This window comes from Serratia fonticola (assembly GCF_001006005.1).
Classification (GTDB): Bacteria; Pseudomonadota; Gammaproteobacteria; order Enterobacterales; family Enterobacteriaceae; genus Chania; species Chania fonticola.
The window spans coordinates 5882771-5904877 of the sequence record NZ_CP011254.1; the positions used below are offsets into that span (position 1 = coordinate 5882771).

19 protein-coding genes are annotated in these 22107 nt (G+C 54.5%); 4 read left to right on the forward strand and 15 right to left on the reverse strand.

What is annotated here, in order from left to right; translation table 11 throughout:
• Nucleotides 1-32: 32 nt before the first annotated feature.
• On the reverse strand, nt 33-965 hold the full coding sequence (gene prmB, locus WN53_RS26120) for a 50S ribosomal protein L3 N(5)-glutamine methyltransferase (RefSeq protein ID WP_024529156.1): 933 nt from the start codon (nt 963-965) through the stop codon (nt 33-35).
• Nucleotides 966-1147: 182 nt separating this feature from the next.
• Here prmB and smrB point away from each other — a divergent pair, with 182 nt between their 5' ends.
• From smrB to WN53_RS26135, 3 genes are all read left to right on the forward strand, one after another.
• Entirely contained in the window at nt 1148-1678 is a 531-nt protein-coding gene (smrB, locus tag WN53_RS26125) for an endonuclease SmrB (protein WP_021806058.1), read from the forward strand.
• A 539-nt stretch (nt 1679-2217) separates the two neighbouring features.
• Nucleotides 2218-4233, forward strand: a complete 2016-nt coding sequence (locus tag WN53_RS26130; RefSeq protein ID WP_024485081.1) for a filamentous hemagglutinin N-terminal domain-containing protein — start codon at nt 2218-2220, stop codon at nt 4231-4233.
• 162 nt (nt 4234-4395) lie between these two features.
• Entirely contained in the window at nt 4396-6057 is a 1662-nt protein-coding gene (locus WN53_RS26135; protein ID WP_037412424.1) for a ShlB/FhaC/HecB family hemolysin secretion/activation protein, read from the forward strand.
• A 56-nt stretch (nt 6058-6113) separates the two neighbouring features.
• On the opposite strand, the gene sixA is transcribed toward WN53_RS26135, so the two are convergent.
• The 4 genes from sixA to WN53_RS26155 form a co-directional block, all read right to left on the reverse strand.
• A complete protein-coding gene (sixA, locus tag WN53_RS26140; protein WP_024485082.1) occupies nt 6114-6596 on the reverse strand; it encodes a phosphohistidine phosphatase SixA in 483 nt (160 codons plus the stop codon).
• A 406-nt stretch (nt 6597-7002) separates the two neighbouring features.
• Nucleotides 7003-9171, reverse strand: a complete 2169-nt coding sequence (gene fadJ, locus WN53_RS26145) for a fatty acid oxidation complex subunit alpha FadJ (protein WP_024485083.1) — start codon at nt 9169-9171, stop codon at nt 7003-7005.
• Nucleotides 9168-10481, reverse strand: coding sequence for an acetyl-CoA C-acyltransferase FadI (gene fadI / locus WN53_RS26150; protein ID WP_024485084.1), 1314 nt, complete (start codon nt 10479-10481; stop codon nt 9168-9170). Before fadI ends, fadJ begins: the two co-directional genes overlap by 4 nt.
• 198 nt (nt 10482-10679) lie before the next feature.
• A complete protein-coding gene (locus WN53_RS26155; protein ID WP_021806065.1) occupies nt 10680-10976 on the reverse strand; it encodes a YfcZ/YiiS family protein in 297 nt (98 codons plus the stop codon).
• A gap of 407 nt (nt 10977-11383) precedes the next feature.
• Between WN53_RS26155 and fadL the strand changes: the two genes are divergently transcribed.
• Nucleotides 11384-12706 (forward strand): long-chain fatty acid transporter FadL, encoded by a 1323-nt coding sequence (fadL, locus tag WN53_RS26160; protein WP_037412428.1) that lies wholly within the window; start codon nt 11384-11386, stop codon nt 12704-12706.
• Between the two features lie 122 nt (nt 12707-12828).
• On the opposite strand, the gene WN53_RS26165 is transcribed toward fadL, so the two are convergent.
• The 10 genes from WN53_RS26165 to WN53_RS26210 form a co-directional block, all read right to left on the reverse strand.
• Nucleotides 12829-14616 (reverse strand): flotillin family protein, encoded by a 1788-nt coding sequence (locus WN53_RS26165; protein WP_024485087.1) that lies wholly within the window; start codon nt 14614-14616, stop codon nt 12829-12831.
• A gap of 51 nt (nt 14617-14667) precedes the next feature.
• On the reverse strand, nt 14668-15294 hold the full coding sequence (locus WN53_RS26170; protein WP_024485088.1) for an OB-fold-containig protein: 627 nt from the start codon (nt 15292-15294) through the stop codon (nt 14668-14670).
• Between the two features lie 324 nt (nt 15295-15618).
• A complete protein-coding gene (gene mlaA, locus WN53_RS26175; protein ID WP_024485089.1) occupies nt 15619-16380 on the reverse strand; it encodes a phospholipid-binding lipoprotein MlaA in 762 nt (253 codons plus the stop codon).
• A 34-nt stretch (nt 16381-16414) separates the two neighbouring features.
• Nucleotides 16415-17629 carry a c-type cytochrome biogenesis protein CcmI gene (gene ccmI / locus WN53_RS26180; protein ID WP_024485090.1) on the reverse strand — a complete coding sequence of 405 codons (1215 nt, stop codon included), beginning with the start codon at nt 17627-17629 and terminating at the stop codon, nt 16415-16417.
• Nucleotides 17629-18096 (reverse strand): cytochrome c-type biogenesis protein, encoded by a 468-nt coding sequence (locus WN53_RS26185; RefSeq protein WP_024485091.1) that lies wholly within the window; start codon nt 18094-18096, stop codon nt 17629-17631. The genes ccmI and WN53_RS26185 overlap by 1 nt, the downstream gene beginning before the upstream one ends.
• Nucleotides 18093-18644 (reverse strand): DsbE family thiol:disulfide interchange protein, encoded by a 552-nt coding sequence (locus WN53_RS26190; protein ID WP_021178627.1) that lies wholly within the window; start codon nt 18642-18644, stop codon nt 18093-18095. Before WN53_RS26190 ends, WN53_RS26185 begins: the two co-directional genes overlap by 4 nt.
• Nucleotides 18641-20611: a heme lyase CcmF/NrfE family subunit gene (locus tag WN53_RS26195; protein WP_024485092.1), complete on the reverse strand. Its 1971-nt coding sequence runs from the start codon at nt 20609-20611 to the stop codon at nt 18641-18643. The genes WN53_RS26190 and WN53_RS26195 overlap by 4 nt, the downstream gene beginning before the upstream one ends.
• Nucleotides 20608-21102: a cytochrome c maturation protein CcmE gene (gene ccmE / locus WN53_RS26200; protein ID WP_024485093.1), complete on the reverse strand. Its 495-nt coding sequence runs from the start codon at nt 21100-21102 to the stop codon at nt 20608-20610. The genes WN53_RS26195 and ccmE overlap by 4 nt, the downstream gene beginning before the upstream one ends.
• Complete coding sequence (gene ccmD, locus WN53_RS26205) at nt 21099-21350, reverse strand: heme exporter protein CcmD (RefSeq protein WP_024485094.1); 252 nt, start codon at nt 21348-21350, stop codon at nt 21099-21101. The genes ccmE and ccmD overlap by 4 nt, the downstream gene beginning before the upstream one ends.
• Entirely contained in the window at nt 21347-22084 is a 738-nt protein-coding gene (locus WN53_RS26210; RefSeq protein WP_024485095.1) for a heme ABC transporter permease, read from the reverse strand. Before WN53_RS26210 ends, ccmD begins: the two co-directional genes overlap by 4 nt.
• Between the last annotated feature and the right edge of the window lie 23 nt (nt 22085-22107).

Consider the following 22107-nt stretch of genomic DNA (forward strand, 5'->3'; position numbering starts at 1 on the left):
AGGCCCGCACTGTGGCGGGCCCAGGTTGTTGGTTAGCTGCGGTAGAGGCTGAAATGATCTTTGCAGTCAATCAGCTGCTGTTTGGTCAGCATGAATACGCCGTCCCCGCCGTTATCAAACTCCAGCCAGGTGAACGGAATATCCGGATATTGTTCCATCAGATGTACCATGCTGTTGCCTACTTCACAAATCAGCACGCCGTCATCGCTCAGGAAGTCTGGCGCACAGGCCAGAATGCGGCGTACCAGCTTCAGGCCGTCGCTGCCTGCGGCCAGGCCCAGTTCCGGCTCAAAGCGGAACTCTTGCGGCAGGTCGGACATATCTTCCGCATCGACATACGGCGGGTTGGTGACGATCAGATCGTATTGGATCGCGGGGACGTCACGGAACAGATCGGAGCGGATCGGGATCACCTGATGTTCCACGCCGTGCGCCTGAATATTACGCTCGGTCACGGCCAGCACGTCGGTGGAGATATCTACCGCGTCCACTTCCGCTTCCGGGAAGGCATAGCCGCAGGCGATAGCGATACAGCCACTGCCGGTACACATATCCAGGATATGACGCGGCGGATGGGGGATCAGCGCGCTGAAGCGATCGTTGATCAGCTCACCAATCGGTGAACGCGGTACCAACACGCGCTCATCGACATAGAACTCCAGATCGCAGAACCAGGCTTTATTGGTCAGGTAAGCAACCGGGATGCGCTCGTTGACACGGCGGATCACTCGCTCAACGATGCGGTGACGCTCGCTGGAGGTCAAACGCGCAGTGCGCATATCTTCAGGAATATCCAACGGCAGGAACAGGCTGGGCAAGACCAATTGCACGGCTTCGTCCCACGGGTTATCGGTTCCGTGGCCATAGTAGATATTGGCGGCGTTAAAACGGCTTACGGCCCAGCGCAGCATATCCTGAATGGTGTGCAGCTCATTCACTGCTTCTTCGACGAAAATTTTGTCCAATTTGCCCTCCGGCAGGCACGATGATTCATGATTTAGCCCCGTAGTTTGCCATGAAGCCTGCGACAAATCAGCAGCAATAGCAGCGTAGCAGCATTCTGGTTGGCATTCAGTGCCAGTTTTGCGTCGACAGAAACCTTCGAGCAGGTAAACTAGCGCGATAAATGATAGGCGACGAGCGAATAATGAAGAATAAGCCCCCTCTGAGCAAAGATGAATTATTGCTCTTTAGAGAGTCGGTAGCTGGAGCAAAGAAGCTACCGCAGGACACCATCGTCCACCCAAAACCTAAAATGAAAACCAAGCAGATCGCGCCGCAGCGCCTGTTGCAAGAGCAGGTGGATGCCAGCTTTTACTTTTCCGATGAGTTTCAGCCGCAGTTGGAAGATGAAGGCCCAACGCGCTATGTGCGTCCCGGCTACAGCCACTATGAGTTGAAGAAACTGCGCCGCGGGGATTACGTGCCGGATCTGTTCCTGGATTTGCATGGCTTGACGCAGATGCAGGCCAAGCAGGAACTGGGGGCGATGATCGCCGCCTGCAAGCGTGAGCACGTGCATTGTGCCTGCGTGATGCATGGCCACGGCAAACACATCCTCAAGCAGCAAACGCCGCTGTGGTTGGCGCAACATCCGGACGTGCTGGCTTTTCACCAGGCTCCCAAAGAATGGGGCGGTAATGCAGCAATACTGCTGTTGATCGAACTGGCAGAATAGCGACATAAAAAGGCACTTAGCGGTGCCAAATAATCCGCAGTGACGGTTCCAATAAAGGGGCAATGAGTTGAGAACGACCTTGACGAACTAGCCCCTACCCATCCTGGCAAAAACTTAAGCTCCCTGCCAAATACCATACTCACTTAAATACCCCCCCCCTTTTAAGCTGGAGTTTCAAATAAAACATTTGTTTTAAATATACTTGAAACAAAAATCATTGATGTGATTTAAAATTTACAAGAAAGATCCTGTATTAACACCAAAAAGTAGACAAGGGGAATATTGTAAGTAGAATGCGCATTTTGTTATACGCAGATAAAGCGTATGAATTGTTATGCGCAGTTAATAACCGCTGCAAATAGCCGCATGGCAAATATAGCACCTTGAGTTAATAAAATAATAGCATATATCTCCTGCACAATTTTGAGGGTGCTCCCTCATGGTTGACAGAAATAAAGTTGGCTGCAAAGCCTTTCCCCACCAACTCGTCTATCAATATTGATAGCCTTTGCATCTCAAATATTATAGGAAGTAATATTATGACCCTAAAAAACAAACAGAAGCCGTTTTTTGCCAAACTTTCGCCAATTTGTTTCTTTAGCCTGCTGGCCTTACAGGGAGTAACCGTTGCCCAAGCCGCTATCGTCTCCGCCCCTGGTGGCCCATCGCTCGGAGCCAGCTCCATCAAAGGCGGTACGGTCATCGACATTAATAAGCCCGGCAGAGGGGGCGTTTCTCACAATATCTATAACCAGTTTGACGTAGACCGTGGTGGAGTGGTGCTAAATAACAGCGCACAAAATTCAACGACCCAAGTGGCGGGTGCCATTAACGGCAACAAGAATATGGCCAAAGGTGCCGCTAACGTTATCCTCAATGAAGTCAACTCCGCTAAAGCCAGCCAACTCAACGGTATGATTGAGGTAGCAGGCCAGAATGCACAGGTTATTATTGCCAACCCATCGGGGATTACCTGTAACGGCTGCGGTTTCATCAACGCCAATCGTGCAACCTTGACCACGGGCAAGGCCACGGTGGCTAATGGCCGCGTCCTCGATTACGTTGTCAACAAAGGTAAAATTACCATTACTGGCGATGGCTTGCAGAGTTCCAGCGCCAACTATACCGATTTAATTGCCCACACCGTTGCCATTAACGCCGACGTGCAGGCTCAGGATCTACGGGTCACTTATGGCCAAAACCGCGTTAATAGCGACAACACCAAAGCCACCCTGCTCTCTGCCGCTCGTCAGTCTGGCATAGGTCTTGACGTTTCCAACCTGGGCGGCATGTACGCCAACAAAATTACGCTGATCGGTACCGGGAATGGCGTGGGTGTGAACAACGCTGGCACCCTCGCCGCTTCTGTTGGTGATGTGGTCATGAACATGAATGGTTCACTCACCAATAAGGGGACTATTTCTGCCCAAAAAGATATCAGGGTGGTATTAACCCCAAGTAACAACAGCACATACGTAATAAACAGCCCGGGTGGTTATCTTGAAGCTGGCAATGATATTGACATTAAAAGCTCTTACGTGAAAAACATCAGGGGGACCATGGTGGCCGATGGCAATATCAACATCGACAGTTCCGCAGCCTTATCTTCAAATGTAGGGGTCGATAATGATAATGGTGAACTTAGCGCAGGAAAGGGTATCACTATTAGCACCAAAGGCTCCTCAATCAAGAACAGCAGCGGTATCATCAGTGCCGTGGACGATGTCACCCTGGATGCCAAGTATGGTGTGAATAACTACGTGGGGAGAATTGTATCAGATGCCGGTGGCGTGACGATTAATACCGCTAACACCCTCTTCAACGACAGGGGGATTATTGAGGCCAACTGCTGCGTGACTCTGAATGCCTACAAGATGAGCAGTCAATACGGTCTCGTCCAGACCAGGGATGATGTGATTATTAACGTATCCTCTGAGCTGAATAACACCCAGGGTGAAATTCTGGCAGAAGGCAACATCGCTATAAAAGCGTCAGAGATTAAAAACAACTCAGGTAAAATCATGGCTCAAGAAGCCTTGAATATCGAAGCCGCCCGTCTGGTTAATAGTGCTTATAACAATCCGCTCCAAGAATACGGAGTATTCAGCGGTGGTGACATGAATCTAAACTTAAGCTCCTCACTCAATAATGAGTATGGTGTCATCGCTTCTCATGGTGATATCACCATTACCTCTAACTACCTCATAGCCAATAAGCATGGGCATATTCGGAGCGATAAAAACATCACGCTGAGTGCGGCCAGCATTGGCAATCACAATGGCAATATGATTGCTGCCGAAAATCTGGTGGTTAATGCCTCACGTTTAGATAATGGCTCATCGGCCAGCACCGCTGGAAACATTGAGGCCGGTGATACTTTAGAGATCAACATGAAGCGCGGCCCGCTTTCCGGTGGTCAGCAGGTCGATGGCAGCTTCTATAATCAAGGGACCTTGGCTGGCAAAAACAAGATCAAGGTCAGTACTGATGGGAAATTCAGTAATTACGGCAAACTGATCTCAGACAATACTGTAGAAATCCATAGCAAGCGCTAATCCAGTGCTCATGCTGAACCCCTATCACATCTATTAGCATCGCGAGATAGGTAATAACAAGCTGATAGCCATGTTAACAATGGCCATCAGCTGTTTTTCTTTTTTTACCTATATCCGCACCGCGTCTGATTTAAGAAAAATCATATTAATAAGGAAGTTAACATGCGTTTTCGCTCTCCCAATGCTTGGCTATTGCTTATTCTCACTCCACTGGTTCAGGCAGCTGAAAATGGCCAATTTATTGAGCAGCAAATGAGCCACCAGCAGGAACAGGAAAAAGCACGCTACAACCAATTGGAAACCGTAGGTAAAGACGTTCGCTCCTCTGACAACGGTGGTCTAAGTACCCGCATTGATTTTCCTGAAGAACAACCCTGCTTCACCCTACAACGGGTTGAACTGAACAAAGACGACAAGATCCCCCATTGGATACCCTTGCGCAAACTGACAGAACAGGCGCAGGGGCGTTGCCTTGGGATCCAAGGGGTGAAAGCGCTCGCAACCGCCATACAAAATAACCTGATTGGGCATGGCTATATCACTACCAGGGTAATGATCCCTCAGCAAAACCTGGCAGAGGGGCTTCTCACTCTGGATATCCTGCCCGGCACCATTGGCAACGTCAGGCTAACGGACGACAGCGATAAGTACGTCAACTTGCATACCACCTTCCCTGGCAGCCAAGGGGATCTGCTGGATCTGCGCGCTATTGAGCAGGGGTTGGAAAACATGCAGCGCATTCCTGATGTCGTTGCCAATATTTCACTCCACCCAGGCAGTAAGCCGGGTGAATCCAACCTGGAAATAACCCGTGAACAACCCTCATTCTGGCGTTTAGGCGGTTGGCTGGATGATTCAGGCAGTAAACAAACTGGCCGCTATCAAAGCGGCCTGGCTTTATATATTGATAACCCGACCTCGATGAACGATCTGTTCTACGTTTCTGCTGGTCGTGACTTGCAGTTCCAATCGAGCCGTCATTCTAATAACGGCTCGTTGTACTACTCGGTGCCCTACGGCTTCTGGTCATTGGATTTATACGCCAGCCGCAGCGAATATGTACAAAATATCCATGGCATCTATACCGACTTTTCCTACCGCGGCAAGTATCGCAACCTTAGCTTAAAAGTGAATCGCCTGTTGTATCGCAACGCGAGCCAAAAAAACACGCTCAGCTTTCAAGTCCTCAAGCGTAACTCGCATTTTTACCTGAACGATACGGAACTGCAGTTGCAAAAGCGTAATATGGCCAACTGGAGCGTTGAGCTCAATCACCGCCACTACATCGGCCAGTCCATTGTCGATGCCATGTTGAGCTATCAGCGTGATACCGCCTGGTTTGGTGCCGAAAGACCGGTGGACAGCGCTCCGTCAAGCCGTATCGTCAACCTGGATATCAGCACCTATACGCCATTTACGGTACAAGATCTCTCAATGAGTTATCAATCCCGCTTTCGCCAGCAATATAGTCCGGACCGCCTGACCACTCAGGATCAATTCAGTATCGGTAACCGCTGGACCGTACGTGGTTTTGACGGTGAAATGAATATGATGGCCAATAAGGGCTACTACCTGCGCAATGACCTGAACCTGAACCTGCCAAAATTGGGGCAGCAATTATACTTGGGTATGGATTATGGCCGGGTGAAAGGTGACGGTAGTAACGACTTTGCCGATGGTCACTTGCTTGGTAGCGTTGCCGGTATTCGCGGGAGGGTAAAAGCGGTCGGTTATGACGCCTTCGTTGGGGTGCCGCTGTCCAAGCCCGATAATTTCGCCACCAGCCCGGTCAACCTCGGCTTTACGTTGCAATGGCAATTTTGATGGCGTTAATGACAAAGGGCGATGTTTATCATCGCCCTTTGAGGGTGGGAACCAGCTTAGACTTTGGCCATCACCTGTGACGGGCCAACCTGCCATTCAAACTTGCCAATGCTGCCATCCTCGGACAGCTCGACATTAGCGATGGCGGAGGTAGCAAACATTGGCGGGCATTCCCCAGGGCACAGCTCGGCCACCAGATAACCCACCAGCGGTAGATGGGAAACCACCAGCACCGCACCGATGCCCTCTTTCGCCAGCGCCTGCAGATAGCAGCTCACCAGCCCAGCATCGCCCCCTGGAGTCAACTCCGGCAGCACTTCTTCACCTTCCGGCAGCGTTAACGCTTCGCGTACCGTTTCCAGCGTCTGCTCGGCCCGCAAATAGGGGCTGACCAGCACTCGTTCAATATCCACAGACTTGGTATTCAACCAGGCCGCCATCTGACGTGACTCATCACGGCCACAAACGGTAAGAGGTCTTACCGCATCGCTGGCTGCATCGAGTGCCGCCTCTCCGTGACGCATAATCAAAACTTGCATATTGCACCGCTGTTGTTGACAAAATAACGCTATACAGAAACGCCGAGCGTGCTGTATCGCCGAGTTGCACTCAAGAACACAGGCCTGCTTCAAACGATAACGCGCCGTCTCTCTATGGCGGCCGGGCATTTTGCCTGAAAGTTCGCGTAAAGAAAACGCTGTTTTTTACAACATTTGCGCCCTTACACAAATTCATCGCTGACATAACAACCAATTCAACGGGTTAAATTTTAACCTTGTTGCTATGAAATTTTTGGTAGCGCTGAGTGAGCCACCCACCAAAACGCTACGTTACCCCTCCACAATCTCCCTGTACAGCATCCGGGATTGCCCTAATTGCAAGGAGTGATGGCGATCACAATGCGGCCCTGATCAAACTGTAGCGCAAACCGGGCCGCTATGCTGGTTAACTGCCTTGCGGATAGAAGCGTTCCCCCTGCTCAGCCATGCGCTGCAGGCGTTCACAAGGAGCAAAATATTCACCGTATTGCTGTTGCAGATAGCGCAGGGTTTTTACCACCTTCTCTGCGCCCAGCTCATCCATATAGCGGAACGGGCCACCAAGGAACGGCGGGAAACCAATGCCAAACACCGCACCGATATCACCGTCACGTGCGCTGCGGATCACGCCCTCATCCAGGCAACGCGCCGCCTCGTTGAGCATCATCATCACGCAGCGTTGGGCGATCACCGCATGTTGAATATGCGCCTTGGCGGTGATACCCAGCAGCGGATAGATGCTGCTGTCTGCGCTCTTGCGTTTCTGGCGTGACCTGCTGCCCTCGGCTGGATACAGATAAAAACCACGGCCATTCTTGCGCCCTTTGCGGCCGTCTTTCAGCACTGCGTCGAACGCCGCCGGAGCGGCAAAGCGTGGCCCCAGTTCCGCCGTCAGGATCGGGATAATCTTGGTGCCGACGTCGATACCCACTTCATCCAACAGCATGATGGGGCCCACCGGGAAACCAAAATCGACCAAAGCCTTATCCACCGATTCGATCGGCTCACCTTCCAGCAGACAGCGCGCCGCCTCATTAATATAAGGGGCGAGAATACGGTTGACGTAAAAACCGGCGCGATCGGCGACCACTATCGCCGTTTTACCCTGCTTGTGGGCCAGAGCAACGGTGGTGGCAATGGTTTGTTCGCTGGTAGTGGCATGCGGGATCACTTCCACCAACGGCATTTTATCCACCGGGCTAAAGTAGTGCAGACCAATAACCTGCTGCGGCCTGGCTGCCTGCGCCGCGATTTGGCCGATCGGCAATGATGAGGTGTTGGAGGCGAATACGGTATGCGGCGCGGCATACTGTTCAATATCGGCCACCATCTGTTGCTTGAGCGCGATATCTTCAAATACCGCCTCCACCACGATGTCCACCCGCTCAAAACCGCTGTAATCGGTGCTACCTGAAATCAGCATCATCTGTTTCTGACGCTCTGCCGGACGCATGCGTTTGCTACGTACCCGCTTGCCCAACAGATCCCAGGTGTATTTCAACGCATGGTTGATACCCTGCTCATTCACATCTTTAATGCGCACCGGTAGCCCACCACGGGTCGCCGTGACGCAGGCGATACCGCCGCCCATCAAACCACCGCCAAGTACGCCGACTCGCTGTAATACATGGGGCTGAGCATCACCGCCACGCTCTTTTTTCAACGCCGTAGAGGCAAAGAACAGGCTGCGTAATGCGGCAGACTGTGGCGACATTGCCAGTTCACCGAAGGCGCGGGCCTCCGCTTCATAGCCGCTGGCACTGCCCTGATCCAGACCGGTGCGCACCACCTGAATAATACGTTCCGCTGCCGGGTAGTTACCGTGGGTTTTCTCCAGGGTCTTCTTACGCACGATGCTGAACAGCAGGCTTCTGCCCAACGGACCGTTGAGCAGGCGTTCCTGCCACGGTAGCGCACGGCGTGATTTCCACCCCTGTTTTACACGCTCAATAGCGGTTTGCAGCAGAATGGATTGCGGTACGGCCTCGTCCACCAGGCCCATACGCAGCGCCTGACGCGCGCGAACGTGTCTGCCCGTCAGCATCATATCCAACGCTTTGCTGGCACCAATCAGGCGAGGTAAGCGCTGAGTACCACCAGAGCCAGGCAACAAGCCTAACTGGACTTCCGGCAGGCCGAGCGCCGTTTTGTCATCCAGCGAGCAGACGCGGCTATGGCAGGCCAGTGCCAACTCCAGCCCGCCCCCAAGGCAAGCACCGTGAATGGCGGCAACCACCGGCACTGGGAACGCGGCAATCTGTGCCAGCGTGCTCTGCCCCTTCTGCGCCAGCGTCTGTGCCTCTTGAGCCGTATGGCACGCGGCAATCATGGTGATATCTGCACCGGCAATAAAGGAATCTGGCTTGCCGGACAGGATCACCAAGCCTTCCAGGGTGGCAAGCTGCTGTGCTTTGATTAGCACGTCGTTGATCTGATCAACAAACTCCGCCTTCAGCGTATTGACCTTCTCCCCCGGCACATCGATGATGATCACACCAATATTGTCCGGGCGTAAGGTCAGATGAAATGCCGAAGGCTTGGCACGCTGTTCGTGCAATGCGTTCTCGAAACTCATTTGTCCACCTCCACGATCATCGCCGCTCCCAAGCCCCCGGCCGCGCAGGCAGTGGCCAGCCCCAAACCCCCACCGCGCCGTTTAAGCTCGTGCAGCGTCTGGGTGATCATGCGCGCGCCGGTCGCGGCGAACGGGTGGCCATAGGCGATGGAGCCACCCAACACGTTGAATTTTTCCATATCCACCTCACCGATCGCCTGCTCACGCCCCAGTTTCTGCTGGGCAAACTCGGTGCTGGCGAACATTTTCAGGTTGGCCAGCGTTTGCGCCGCAAAGGCTTCGTGCATATCGATCAGGGTCAAGTCGGCCAGGGTAATACCAGCACGATCCAGCGCCAACGGGGTGGCATAGGAAGGACCGAGCAGCATATCTTCCCACACATCAATGGCGGCAAAGGCGAAGCTGCGCAGGTAGCCTAGAGGCTCCAGGCCGAGTTCTTTAGCACGGGACTCGCTCATCATCAGCACCGCTGCCGCACCATCGGTCAGTGGCGTACTGTTGGCGGCCGTGACGGTACCGTGGCGGCGATCGAATGCCGGTTTTAAGCGGGCATAAGACTCCAGGCTGGAATCTTTGCGGACGTTGTTATCTTCGGCCAGCGGGGTTTTATATGGCGGCACATAGGCGGTCATCACTTCATCGCGCAACAACCCCTGCTCCCAGGCTTTGGCGGCCAGTTGATGCGAGCGGTGTGCCAAGGCATCCTGCTGCTCGCGAGTAATGCCGTGGGTTTTCGCCATTTGCTCGGCGGTATCCCCCATGCGCAGACCGGTAGAGTATTCCGCCACGGCGGGTGGCACCGGCATCAGATCGCGGAACTTAAGCTTACTGAACAGCTTCAGGCGCTGTGACAGCGTGCGGGCCTTGTTGACGTCTACCAATGTGCGAGCCAGCGCCTTGCTAACGCCAATCGGCAGCACGGAGGAAGAATCCGCCCCACCGGCAATGCCAACACTGATGCTGCCAGCCATGATACTTTCCGCCACGTTGGCAATCGCCTGGAAGCTAGTGGCACAGGCACGTGAAACGCTATAGGCATCGGTGTGCACGCTCATGCCGGTGCCAAGCACAATTTCCCGCGCAATGTTCGGCGCTTCAGGCATTTGCACCACCTGGCCAAATACCAGTTGTTCGATCAGGGCGGGATCGATGCCGCTACGCGCCAGCAGCTCGCTCACCGCAGTCTTGCCAAGATCGACCGCAGGTATACCGTGATAAGCGGTAGCCTGCTTGGCGAAAGGGGTACGCAGCCCTTGAACGATGGCGATACGGTCGCCGAGACGGGTAACCAGCGGCAATGCCTTACTCATAAACGCTCCTGAAGAGAGGCCGTCAATACAACGGACAAAAAGAGGTCTGACCTGATGAGGTCATTGTTAACCAAATGTTTACATTTGGCAAACCGGCAGAAGTGAAAACTGAGAGCGGGAGCAACTTTCTGGTAGGGGGTAAAGCGGTGCGGATACCAGCAGGGGCGCATATTACGCCCCTACGGGATCGGGTCGGGATTAACGCAGGCCGAGCTGGAAGATCATGGTTTCTGCCTGGCAAGAGAAGGTGAAATCCACATCCAATTGCACGCCGCCGTCAACCGGTTTAATGCTACTGCTGATGTCACAAGGATCGGACTCCACGCCGCGCGCCTTTTCAGTCAGTGCTGCCAGGGTTTGCTCTGCATCTTGCTGATTGGCAAACACTCGGCTGTAGGAAGCGGTGCAATCGGTGTTATCCATCACGGTTCCGACATCGACACAGCAGCAGGCCGCAGTTTCCTGAGCATTACATTTATTGATTGCATCTGACATAGTTGAAATCTCCTCACGGGCCGCGGTTAAGCTCGCCCAAATAGCCATTTATGATCTGGCGCAAATAAACAAAATTCTGTGTTTATTTTACTCCTCGGGCTTGCCAATCACTAGCCTTACTTTTTGTAAGCATTTTAAGTGACGGAAATCACATAACTAAATCGCCACTTGGTAAAAAAACATAAGAGTTTTGTTATGTATCGGTCGTTTTTTGTTATGTGGATCTCTTTTCTGATATCAATTTGGAAATATTTCAAAAACAAACTTGCAACATCTTAACAGGTCGGACCTATAATTCAGCCACTGGTCTGATTTGTCAGATTGATAACGGACCCTACAATCGCGCGCTCCATGTTACTTTGTGTAACATTGTTTAAATAATAAACACATAAAATGAGGTTTTGGTCATGAGCCAGAAAAACCTATTCACTAAATCAGCTCTCGCAGCTGCAGTGGCAATTATTTCTTCAAACGTATATGCCGCAGGATTCCAGCTGAACGAGTTTTCGGCGGCTGGTTTAGGGCGAGCCTATTCTGGCGAAGGCGCAATGGCGGATACCGCTGCCTCGGCAAGTCGTAACCCAGCAACCATGATGATGTTTGACCGCCCTTCTCTCTCTGCGGGCGCCGTTTTTATTGACCCAGACGTTAACATTACCGGCACCTCACCTTCAGGCCGCAGCCTGGATGCGAAGAACATTGCCCCGACCGCCTGGGTACCCAACCTGCACTACATTCAACCGCTGAATGACCAATGGGCCGTCGGCGCTTCCGTGACCAGCAACTATGGCCTGGCCACCGAATACAACGAAGGCTACACCGCTGGCTCCGTCGGCGGGACTACAGACCTGACTACCGCCAATATCAACCTGAGCGCCGCTTACCGTCTGAACCAACACTTCAGCTTCGGTCTGGGCTTTGATGCGGTGTATGCCAAAGCCAAAATCGATCGCTACGCCGGTGATTTACCACTGCTGATCGCAGGTTCAGGACAACTGCCTCCGGCGCTGGCTGGCCAGGTAGCTCAAATCCCTGCTGATACCCAGATTTCTCATCTGGAAGGCAATAAATGGGGCTATGGTTGGAACGCGGGCGTGCTGTATGAAGTGGATGAAAACAACCGCTACGGCTTTACCTACCGTTCTGAAGTGAAAATCGACTTTGACGGTGACTACAGAAGCAGCCTGCCTTCTGCCTTTAATCCTCTGCTCGGCAAACTCGGCCTGCCAATGGGAACCGACGGCAACAACGTCCCAGGTTCTCTGACCCTGAATCTGCCAGAAATGTGGGAAATTTCCGGGTATAACAAAGTGGCACCACAGTGGGCGATCCACTACAGCATGGCCTACACCAGCTGGAGCCAGTTCCAGGAGCTGAAAGCGACCGACAGCAACGGCAACACGCTGTTCCAGAAGCATGAAGGCTTCCGTGACGCTTACCGTATCGCGCTGGGTACTACCTACTTCTACGACGATAACTGGACCTTCCGTGGCGGTATCGCCTTCGACGATAGCCCGGTCCCAGCACAAAACCGCTCTATCTCGATCCCGGATCAGGATCGCGCCTGGATCAGCGCAGGTACCACTTACGCGTTCAATAAAGACGCTTCCGTCGACGTGGGTGTGTCCTACATGCACGGCCAGAAAGTCACCATCAAGGAAGGCCCATATACCTTCGAATCGAAGGGTTCAGCCTGGCTGTACGGTGCTGGCTTCAACTACCGTTTCTAATCTGTTTTCCTAAACAGAGACGTAAAAACGGCGGGATAATCCCGCCGTTTGTTTTTTCTGCTGATGCTCTAAACGGGCGCAGCAATGTGACGCCCCTACAAATTTAACTCTATTGCCATCAGTCAGGAAAGGCTTACCGTCGTGATGCTGTGCTCAGTTGACGGTGCGTACGACTCCGGTTTTTGTTCCGCAATTTCTTCCTGTACGACTACAGCGTCAGGCTCTGCCAACGGAGCAACTGGCTGCGCCTGCGGTAAAGCCGCGGTCAACGCCTGCAATGAACCGCCGCTGATACCGATTTCCTGGAGCAGGGAATCGATAACCGGGGCGTGCGTGCGGTAAGCGAGCGCGGCAGACATCGCCTGCTCGGCCAGGTTGCCGCCACCGACCGAAGCCGCCGTCGCACCTGCAGCACCGCCAGAACGGTTCAACCCATCAACCTGCAGGATCTTGATGCCGTCGATAGCCTTCATCGGCTCAACGGACTTCTCGATAATCGCCGGCAGTGCCTGCAGCAACGCCAGTTTGAACTTCAGGCTAGTCTGATCGCTGGAAAGCATGTTGACCGCTTCGTTCAACGCGCGCTGGGTTTCCGCCTCTGCCAAGCCTTTCTTACGCGCGGCTTCGGCCAGCTCAATGATGGCAGCGGCCTGCAGTTCAGCCGCCTCTTTCTCCGCACGGGCTTTCAGCGTCAGTTGCATCGCCTCGGTTTCCGCCCCTTGACGGGCTTCGATCAGAGCAACCTGTTTAGCACGATCGGCTTCGGCGGTCTGGCGCGTGGTTTCCACGTTTTGCTCCGCTTTCACCGCCTCGGTCAACGCGTCATTGGCGCGCGCCTGGGCCTGGGACTGTTGCTCAGACTTGGCAGCAATGGCGATGGCCTTATCCTGTTCGGCAATTTCCGTCACTTTTTTCTGCTCGATGGCAGCCATTTCCGTGACTTTATTCTGCTCGATCTCTTTGACGCGGATTTCACGCTCCGCCTCTACCTTACGGGTCCGTACCGCCTGCTCACGCTCGATTTCCGCCTCCTGAATCTGGCGCTCGGCGGAGATGCGGCTCTGCTCGGCCTCGCGGCGGCGTTCCGCTTCGAAGGTGGCGATCCGGGAGCTTTGCTCGGCGCTGCGGGTTTTGACCTGCTGCTCCTGCTCAAGCGACATGAAGGCTTCCTGCTGCTCGATCTCCAGCTTGCGTGACATGGCATCGCGGTTTTTCTCGCGTACTGCGACTTCCACGTCTTGCTCAACTTCGTTACGCTCGCGGCGACGGCGTTCGGTTTCCTGCGTCAGCTTGGTCAGACCTTCAGCATCGAAGGCGTTGTTAGGGTCGAAATACTCTTTCGAGGTCTGGTTAAAGTTGGTCAGCGATACGCTTTCCAGCTCCAGGCCGTTTTTCGCCAGATCTTCAGATACCGTGCTCTGCACGCCCTGCACGAAGTTTTCGCGCGTGTCTTGCAGGTCTTGCATGGTCATCTGCGCTGCGGTGGAACGTAAGGCATCGACAAACTTGTCTTCCACCAGTTGGCGAAGATCTTCCGGTGACAGCGTACGCTGGCCCAAAGTCTGTGCTGCAGTGGAAATCCCTTCAATGGTCGGTTGCACGCGGACGAAAAATGCCACCACCACGTCCACGCGCATTCTGTCCTTGGTGATCAGGCTGTCGTGCATGGCACGGCTGACCTCCAGCTTCAGGGTCTTCATGTTGATTTCAACAATCTCATGAAACACCGGCAGGGAGATGGCGCCACCGCTCAGCACGACCTTGAGACCGCCCAGACCGGTACGCACCAACGACTGTTCCGCCGAAGCGCGGCGATACAGGCGTGAAAAAATCAGTCCGATGATCAGCAGGACAACAAAGATGCCACCCGCAATCGAACCCCAAAACGTAAGACCATCACTAATTATCACCAGGGCTACCTCTCCATAAGTATTATCAAAATAATTCCGTTAAAACCGTGCTCACAGCAGGTCCGGCCAAGGGTTGGCGCTGCCGCTGAAGCGGGATCCGGAGATGCGCGCCGTAACCAGCACCTTGGCTCCACGCACAAAGGCGACATCCTCCTCATCCGGCTCGATCAAAATGTAATGGGTACGCCCATGCTCGTCAGTCAACCTGGCTTCTGCCGGGGAACCAGCCGTGGCCGTTGCGCTGGTCATAATTGCCATCCGGCCGACAAAGCTGTCCGTAGAAACCGCACTGCTCTCGTCACGAGGCAAGTAGCGAGCAATGCCACGGCCACACCAGCGCACGCTGAATACTGCGACAATAAAGGCAACGATCACCGCCAGCCACACCGGTAGTTCACCGCCTGCCAACCATTGCAGTATCAGGCCACTCAGTGAAAAACCGCCGAGAAACAGCACGATGATGACCAGCAGCGGCAGGCGCCCGATATGCAGCCAGCTCAGACCATGGGCGAAAACGTTCTCACCCAGGGTAATATCCGGATGGGAGTCTATAGCGGCATCGAAATGGCTGGAAAAGGAAGCACCGAGAAACACCGCCAGCGTTTCCAGCACGCCGATAAACAGCAGCAGGAGCAGAGCGATCAAGAAAGGGGCATTGCCTGAAGAAAGTAGGTCCATATTGGCGTTCTCCGTGCGCATCACAGCGAAAATATCGCGGCAGCAGAAAACCGGTAGGAAAGAGGGTACAAAACGCGGTAAAGGGTGATGCTGTAATCCGCTATAAACGATCCTTGTTCCACACCAGTCGGTTACCAAGCCACGGGCTCTGCCTTCCATGTAACCAGCGGCAGTCGCCTGGCGCAGATTTTAGCATTTGCTGCCCCGCCATCCCAGAAAATCCTTAGTAAAAATGATTATCATTTGCATAAAAAAAGGATCCCTAGACTCCAGGATCCTTTTTCAAACGCTATTCACCACAGGATAAGTTGAAAAAACTAATCCTTAGTTGGCAGAGTCGATCTCGTCCAGATCGCCCTGGATCGCCTTGGCATTCGGGTTTTCCTGCGGCTTGAGCACTCCGCCATTCGCCAGGAAGTCATGGCGTTGGAAATAGGCGTCACGCATCATCGCATAGGGATCGGAAGAGTTGCGCAGCAACCCATCGGAATCCAGCAGTTGAGCACGGGTTTCAACCCCTTCCACTACCCATTTACCTGCCGACATCCAGAAGGTGAGATAGCTCAGCACCGGATAAACGCTATCCGCCCAGTCGCCACCGTCTTCACGAATGGTGAAGCTGCCGTAGACCGGTAAGTGGACATACGGGCCGTAACCGACGCCGTAGTTCCCCAAGGTGCCACCGAAGCGGCGTGGTTCTTCACGCGCCAGTTTCGGGTTGGCCATACCGGCCACGTCGATCAGCCCGCCCATCCCCAACAGGGTGTTGAGGAAGAAACGGTTGAAGTGCTTCATGCCCTGATAAGGATTACCACGCAGAAATTCGTTCACCATGCTGGCTGGCTCTTCCAGGTTGGAAGTAAAGTTGCTCAAGCCATTACGCGCAGGCGTCGGGACGTAATCGCGCCATACCACCGCAACCGGGCGCAGCACGTAGGGATCCATCACGTTATAGTTGAAGTTAAACATCGCCCGGTTAAACCCTTCAAGAGGGTCGGAACGCCCTTGCGGATCGTCACCAGGCGAGCTGGCACAGCCTACCAATAACACCGTTGCGAAAGCCAGCCCAGTCAGGCGAAAGTTCATATTTATCTCCATGAAAACCCTTGGATTCTTTTTATCAGGGAACCTGTTTATCTATCTGAACGCTGACCTGTTCCTTGCCGCTATAGGCTTGCAGCGTACTATCGCCAAACCAGTCGCCCGCCTGCGGCGTTGCCAGACCATCCTGTGACAGCCTGACGTGCACCTTCACCTTCTGCTGAGCCGAAAGCAGACGCTCAGGCATCATGGCGTTGCTGTCATCCAATGTGAATGATAGCGGGAAACGACTCAGTGGCAATTGCTTAACCGCTACCGGCACCGGGTTGGTTCCATCGGTAACCGAAACGATCAGCGTTCCTTGTTGTGGTAATGCTTTTGCCGCCTCTGGCGACAGCGTGACAGTGACGGAGAGTTTAACAGTTTCTGCGCCCACCTGAACTTTTGCTTGTTCAATGCTGCGCTTTATCACTGCAACACGCTGGTCATCGGCGGGTAACAGTTTCAACATTACCTGCCAGGCACCAATCGCCTGTTGGTAATCGCCCTGCTCAAAGGAGTTGAACGCCAGCAGGCTCAGGACGCGCACGTTGGTGTGATCTTCTGCCACCATGGTACGCAGCATCGCGGTGGCCTGCTTGTTGTCTTCCGGATCGCCAGAGCGCGTCAGCACTTCGGCATAGCCCAGGCGCACTTCCATATTGCTCGGATCCAGGCTGTAAGCATGAGCAAAGGCCTGCGTCGCGGTGGTGGCATTATTCAACGCCATCCCGACACGGCCAAGCATCATCCAGTCGTTCAGATTTCTATCATCTTGCTGCAACGAGGTGCGTAAACCCAGGCCAAGACGGGCAATCTCTTCCATGCTCAGCGGTTGGGCTCGTTCATTGGCCACCCGCGCGCGTAGTTCCGGCATTTGGGATTCTACCTGATGCCAAGCCATAACCTGAGCCAAACCGCCGGTTTTCAGATAAAAGCCAACTGATACCACCACCAGCACCATCACGCCAGGCACTAAAGCCCAACGATTGATGGGCCGTGCAGGCTGCTCATCCGGTTGCCCAGGGATATCGTTCAGCAAGTTCTGTTGCAGCTCTTTGACCAGTTCAGGGCGTTCCGCAACCACCCCTTGATCTTCATCTTGCGCCAGCTCGTCAAGGCGATCCTGGTAGAACGCCTTGTTGAGCGTATCGCGGCTGGCCGCCGTACTTTCTTTGCCTTGGCGCATCGCGGGTACGACCAGCAACGCGCTCGCACCGACCAACAGCACTATAATTATCAGCCAAAAAGCCATTAGGGTTTCTTCCTGTCAGTCTCTTTCAACAACGCCGCAAGACGCTGCTGCTCCTGCTCGGAGAATTCCTCGTTGACTACGCCCGCCCGTCGTTGACGGGTACGCAGTATCACCACCGCCCCACCAATCAGCACAAACAACAGCGGCCCGACCCACAAGATCAAGGTTGCTGGCGTCAGCGGGGGTTCATAGGTCACAAAATTACCGTAGCGCGCCACCATATAGTCGATGACCTGCTGCTTGTCTTGCCCCTGCATCATCAGCTCATACACCTTGGTGCGCATATCTGCCGCGATGATGGCGTTGGAATCGGCAATGCTGTTGTTCTGGCATTTAGGGCAGCGCAGCTGTTCGGTCAACTCACGGTATTGCTGTTCCTGCTCTACCGAATTGAATTTGTAGGTATCGATGGCCGCAGCTGCACTCCAGCTTAGCAATGCCGCCACCAGTAAGGTTATCAGCCTCATGCGTCGCCCCCATATTTACGATACAGCGGTAACACTTCCTGCTGCCAGACACGCTCGTTCATGTCCCCGGCGTGACGGTAGCGGATAATGCCTTCACCGTCGATCAGGAAGGTCTCAGGTGCGCCATACACGCCGAGATCCAGCCCCAGCATGCCGTCACCGTCGTACAGGCTCAGCGCATAAGGGTTACCCAACTGATTGAGCCAAACCACCGCCTTCTGACGATCGTCTTTATAGTTTAGCCCGACTACGCGGATGCCTTTGGCCGCCAGAGTATTCAGATACTCGTGCTCCGCCCGACAGGTGGGGCACCATGTCGCCCACACGTTCAGCAATATCGGTTTGCCCGTGCGCAGCACCGCCTGATCGAAGGTTTTACCTGGATGTTCCAGGGATTCCAACTTGAAGGTCGGCACCGGTTTACCAATCAGCGCAGACTCCAGCATGGTGGGATCTTCCCCGCCGGCGTTACGCGTCAGCTGCACCAACAAAGCCACCACTAACAGCAGGAACAGGATTAACGGAATAAATAACAGTTTGCGGTTCATGCCTGCCCCCCTTGTTTGGCTTCACGTTTGAGTTTTTTGCTCATGCGATAGCGCGGATCGAGAATACACAACACGCCGCCAATCGCCATAAACACCCCACCGAACCAGATCCAGCGGACAAAAGGTTTGTAATAAAGCCGCACTGCCCAGGAACCATCGTCCAGCTCTTCACCCAACGCGGCGTACAGATCGCGCGTCAGTCCACCGTCGATGGCGGCCTCAGTCATCATGCTGCGCGCCACGCTGTAATAGCGTTTTTCCGCACGCAAGGTGGCTTCTGCCTTACCGTTGCGGGTAACATCGATAATCCCGACACCGCCGGTATAGTTTGAACCGCGGATATCGTGAACGTCGCGGAAGATGAAGCGATAGTCGTGAATTTCCACGCTATCACCGGCCTTCATGCGCACATCACGCTCAACGCTGTAGTTTTGGCTGAAAGCGATCCCGATCACCGTGACCGCCACGCCCAGATGGCCTAACACCATGCCCCAATGGCTACGGGAGAGATGCCTGAGCCCCTGCCAGAAACCGTGGCGATGGGTGGCTCGCTCGTGCAGCTCCATCAGGGTCAACAGGATCACCCAGATGGCCATGATCAACCCAACCACCGTCATGCCGACGATACTGTCTTGCAGCAGCCAAGGCAGCAGGATCGACAGCACCAGCGTGATCACCAACGCCACACCCAGGCGACGCCAGAGCTTAGTGGGTTCATCGCGACGCCAGCGCACCAACGGCCCGATGCCCAGCAGCAGCGCCAGCGGTGCCATCAGCCAGGTAAACATGGTGTTGAAGAAAGGTTCGCCGATGGAAATACTGCCCAGCCCCAACTGTTTATGCACCAACGGCAACAAGGTCCCCAACAGCACCACCAGCATGGCGGCGATCAGCAAGACGTTGTTGCCCAGCAGGAAGGTTTCCCGCGAGAAGGTTTCATGCTGCACCCGGCTACGCACCTGCCCGCCCTTCACGGCATACAGCAACAGCGAGCCGCCAATCACGATCACCAGATAGGCGAGGATAAACATCCCGCGCGCCGGATCGGAGGCAAAGGAGTGAACGGAAACCAGTACGCCGGAACGCACCAGGAAGGTGCCCAACAGACACAGGGAGAAGGCCGTGATCGCCAGCAGCACCGTCCAGGCTTTGAAGGTCCCGCGTTTTTCAGTGACCGCCAGCGAGTGCATCAAGGCCGTACCGGCCAGCCATGGCATAAAGGAGGCGTTTTCGACCGGATCCCAGAACCACCAGCCGCCCCAGCCCAGCTCATAGTAAGCCCACGCTGACCCCAACACGATGCCCATGGTCAGGAAGACCCAGGCCGCCGTGGTCCACGGACGCGACCAACGAGCCCAGGCCGTATCGAGCCGCCCGGCCATCAGTGAGGCAATGGCGAAGGCAAAGGCCACCGAGAACCCCACGTAGCCCATATACAGCAACGGCGGGTGGAAGATCAGCCCGATATCCTGCAACAGCGGGTTAAGGTCGCCCCCGTCGATCGGGAAACTCGGCAAGGTGCGGGTAAACGGGTTGGAGGTCATAATGATGAACAGCAAGAACCCGGCGGTGATCATCCCCATCACCGACAACACTCGCGCCACAGCATCCTGCGGCATTGCACGGCTGTATATGGCAACAGCCAGTGACCAGCAACTCAGCAGCAACACCCACAGCAGCAGGGAACCTTCGTGCGCTCCCCACGTTGCCGCAATGCGGTAATACACCGGTAGCTTGGTGTTGGAGTTGGCTGCTACATAGGAGACGGTAAAGTCATTGGTAATAAACGCATACACCAGGCAGGCAAATGCCAAGGCGATGGTGATAAACATGCCATAGGTTAACGGGCGGGCTACCGCCATCATGCGCGTATCCTGGCGCGCCGCTCCCCATTGCGGATAAATGCTCAGCAGCAACGAAATCGCCAACGCCAAGCACAGCAGAAAACTTCCGAGTTCCGGCATCATGACTTGTTGCCCTCGTCCGGCGAATTGCTATAGGTAGCGGCCGGGCTTTTATGATTCTCTTTCATGGCATCCGCAACTTCTGGTGGCGTATATTTTTCATCGTGTTTGGCCAATACTTCGCGCGCATTGACCACGTTACCTTCCCCCAACACGCCTTGTGCCACTACGCCCTGCCCCTCACGGAACAGATCCGGCAAAATCCCGTTGTAGGTTACTTCGATGGCCCCGCGGGCGTCATAGACCTTGAAGCTCACCTGCAGGCTTTGCTGATCGCGTTTGACCGAGCCAGGCATCACCATGCCACCGATACGCAGGCGCTGGCCCACCTCCGGCTTTTCATGCTTTTCGCCCTTGCCTTGCAGGATCTCGCTCGGGGTATAGAACAGGTCGATATTGGAGCGCAAGGCATACAGCATCAGCGTGGCGGTAAGCGCGACGCCAATCAGTACGACAACGACCAGATAGAGGCGGCTTTTACGACGTGGATTCACTGTGATTTCTCCCGCGAGTTAACAGACTGCGGTGTGGCCGCTGCTTGCTTTGACTGTTGTGACTGGCGGATTCGCCGTTCACGTGACGCTTGGCGGCTGACTTCGGCCAGTAGCTGCTTGCGCTGCCACAGGGTGTGGGCCAAAAGCCCCAGCAGGGAAAGCAGGGTTACGGCCACGGCCAACCAAACGTAAAACGCGTAACCGCCCATGGCGAAGAACGCCTGCCAGGAACTGAATGCAGCATTCATGACTGACGCTCCTTGTTAACCAATTCGGCGACCCAAGGGCGCTGACGTTCCTGGAAAAGGATCAGGTTGCGCAGGCGCATCAAGGTCAGCGTAATAAAGAACAACAGGTAACCGAAGATCGCCCAACGCAGCGGATAACGCATGCTTGGCGCAATGCTCTGCTGCATATTGGTTGAGCCCTGGTGGAGGGTATTCCACCATTCGACCGAGAAGTGAATAATCGGAATGTTGATCACCCCCACCAGCACCAGAATACCGGCGGCTCGCCCGGCCAGGCGGCGATCGTCGAAAGCGTTATACAACGCAATGATGCCCATATAAAGGAACAGCAACACCAGCTCCGAGGTTAGGCGTGCGTCCCACACCCACCAGGTGCCCCACATCGGTTTGCCCCAGGCAGATCCGGTGACCAGTGCAATAAAGGTGAACACCGCGCCGACCGGAGCCATGGCCGCGACCACGGTATCGGACATTTTCATCTGCCAGACCAGGCCGATAAACGCCGCTATCGCCATTGAGCCATAAATGCCCATCGACCAGATGGCCGCCGGAACATGAATGTACATGATACGGAAGCTGTCACCCTGTTGATAATCTTTAGGTGCGAAACCAAAGCCCCACACCCAGCCGACCAGCAGACAGATGGCGCCCGCTATCCCCAACCAGGGGACAAAGCGGCCACAGACATGGTACAGCCGTTCCGGCCTGGCAAATTGATGTAACCATTTCCACATTGTCGTCATTGCTCACGGTAAGA

Coding starts and splice junctions, on each gene's coding strand:
- fadL (WP_037412428.1), top strand. CDS start 11,384: ATGAGCCAGAAAAACCTATTCACTAAATCAGCTCTCGCAGCTGCAGTG.
- WN53_RS26195 (WP_024485092.1), bottom strand. CDS start 20,611: ATGATGCCGGAACTCGGAAGTTTTCTGCTGTGCTTGGCGTTGGCGATT.
- WN53_RS26185 (WP_024485091.1), bottom strand. CDS start 18,096: ATGAGGCTGATAACCTTACTGGTGGCGGCATTGCTAAGCTGGAGTGCA.
- ccmI (WP_024485090.1), bottom strand. CDS start 17,629: ATGGCTTTTTGGCTGATAATTATAGTGCTGTTGGTCGGTGCGAGCGCG.
- WN53_RS26170 (WP_024485088.1), bottom strand. CDS start 15,294: ATGGACCTACTTTCTTCAGGCAATGCCCCTTTCTTGATCGCTCTGCTC.
- mlaA (WP_024485089.1), bottom strand. CDS start 16,380: ATGAACTTTCGCCTGACTGGGCTGGCTTTCGCAACGGTGTTATTGGTA.
- ccmD (WP_024485094.1), bottom strand. CDS start 21,350: ATGAATGCTGCATTCAGTTCCTGGCAGGCGTTCTTCGCCATGGGCGGT.
- smrB (WP_021806058.1), top strand. CDS start 1,148: ATGAAGAATAAGCCCCCTCTGAGCAAAGATGAATTATTGCTCTTTAGA.
- WN53_RS26130 (WP_024485081.1), top strand. CDS start 2,218: ATGACCCTAAAAAACAAACAGAAGCCGTTTTTTGCCAAACTTTCGCCA.
- WN53_RS26135 (WP_037412424.1), top strand. CDS start 4,396: ATGCGTTTTCGCTCTCCCAATGCTTGGCTATTGCTTATTCTCACTCCA.
- sixA (WP_024485082.1), bottom strand. CDS start 6,596: ATGCAAGTTTTGATTATGCGTCACGGAGAGGCGGCACTCGATGCAGCC.
- fadI (WP_024485084.1), bottom strand. CDS start 10,481: ATGAGTAAGGCATTGCCGCTGGTTACCCGTCTCGGCGACCGTATCGCC.
- fadJ (WP_024485083.1), bottom strand. CDS start 9,171: ATGAGTTTCGAGAACGCATTGCACGAACAGCGTGCCAAGCCTTCGGCA.
- WN53_RS26210 (WP_024485095.1), bottom strand. CDS start 22,084: ATGTGGAAATGGTTACATCAATTTGCCAGGCCGGAACGGCTGTACCAT.
- WN53_RS26155 (WP_021806065.1), bottom strand. CDS start 10,976: ATGTCAGATGCAATCAATAAATGTAATGCTCAGGAAACTGCGGCCTGC.
- WN53_RS26190 (WP_021178627.1), bottom strand. CDS start 18,644: ATGAACCGCAAACTGTTATTTATTCCGTTAATCCTGTTCCTGCTGTTA.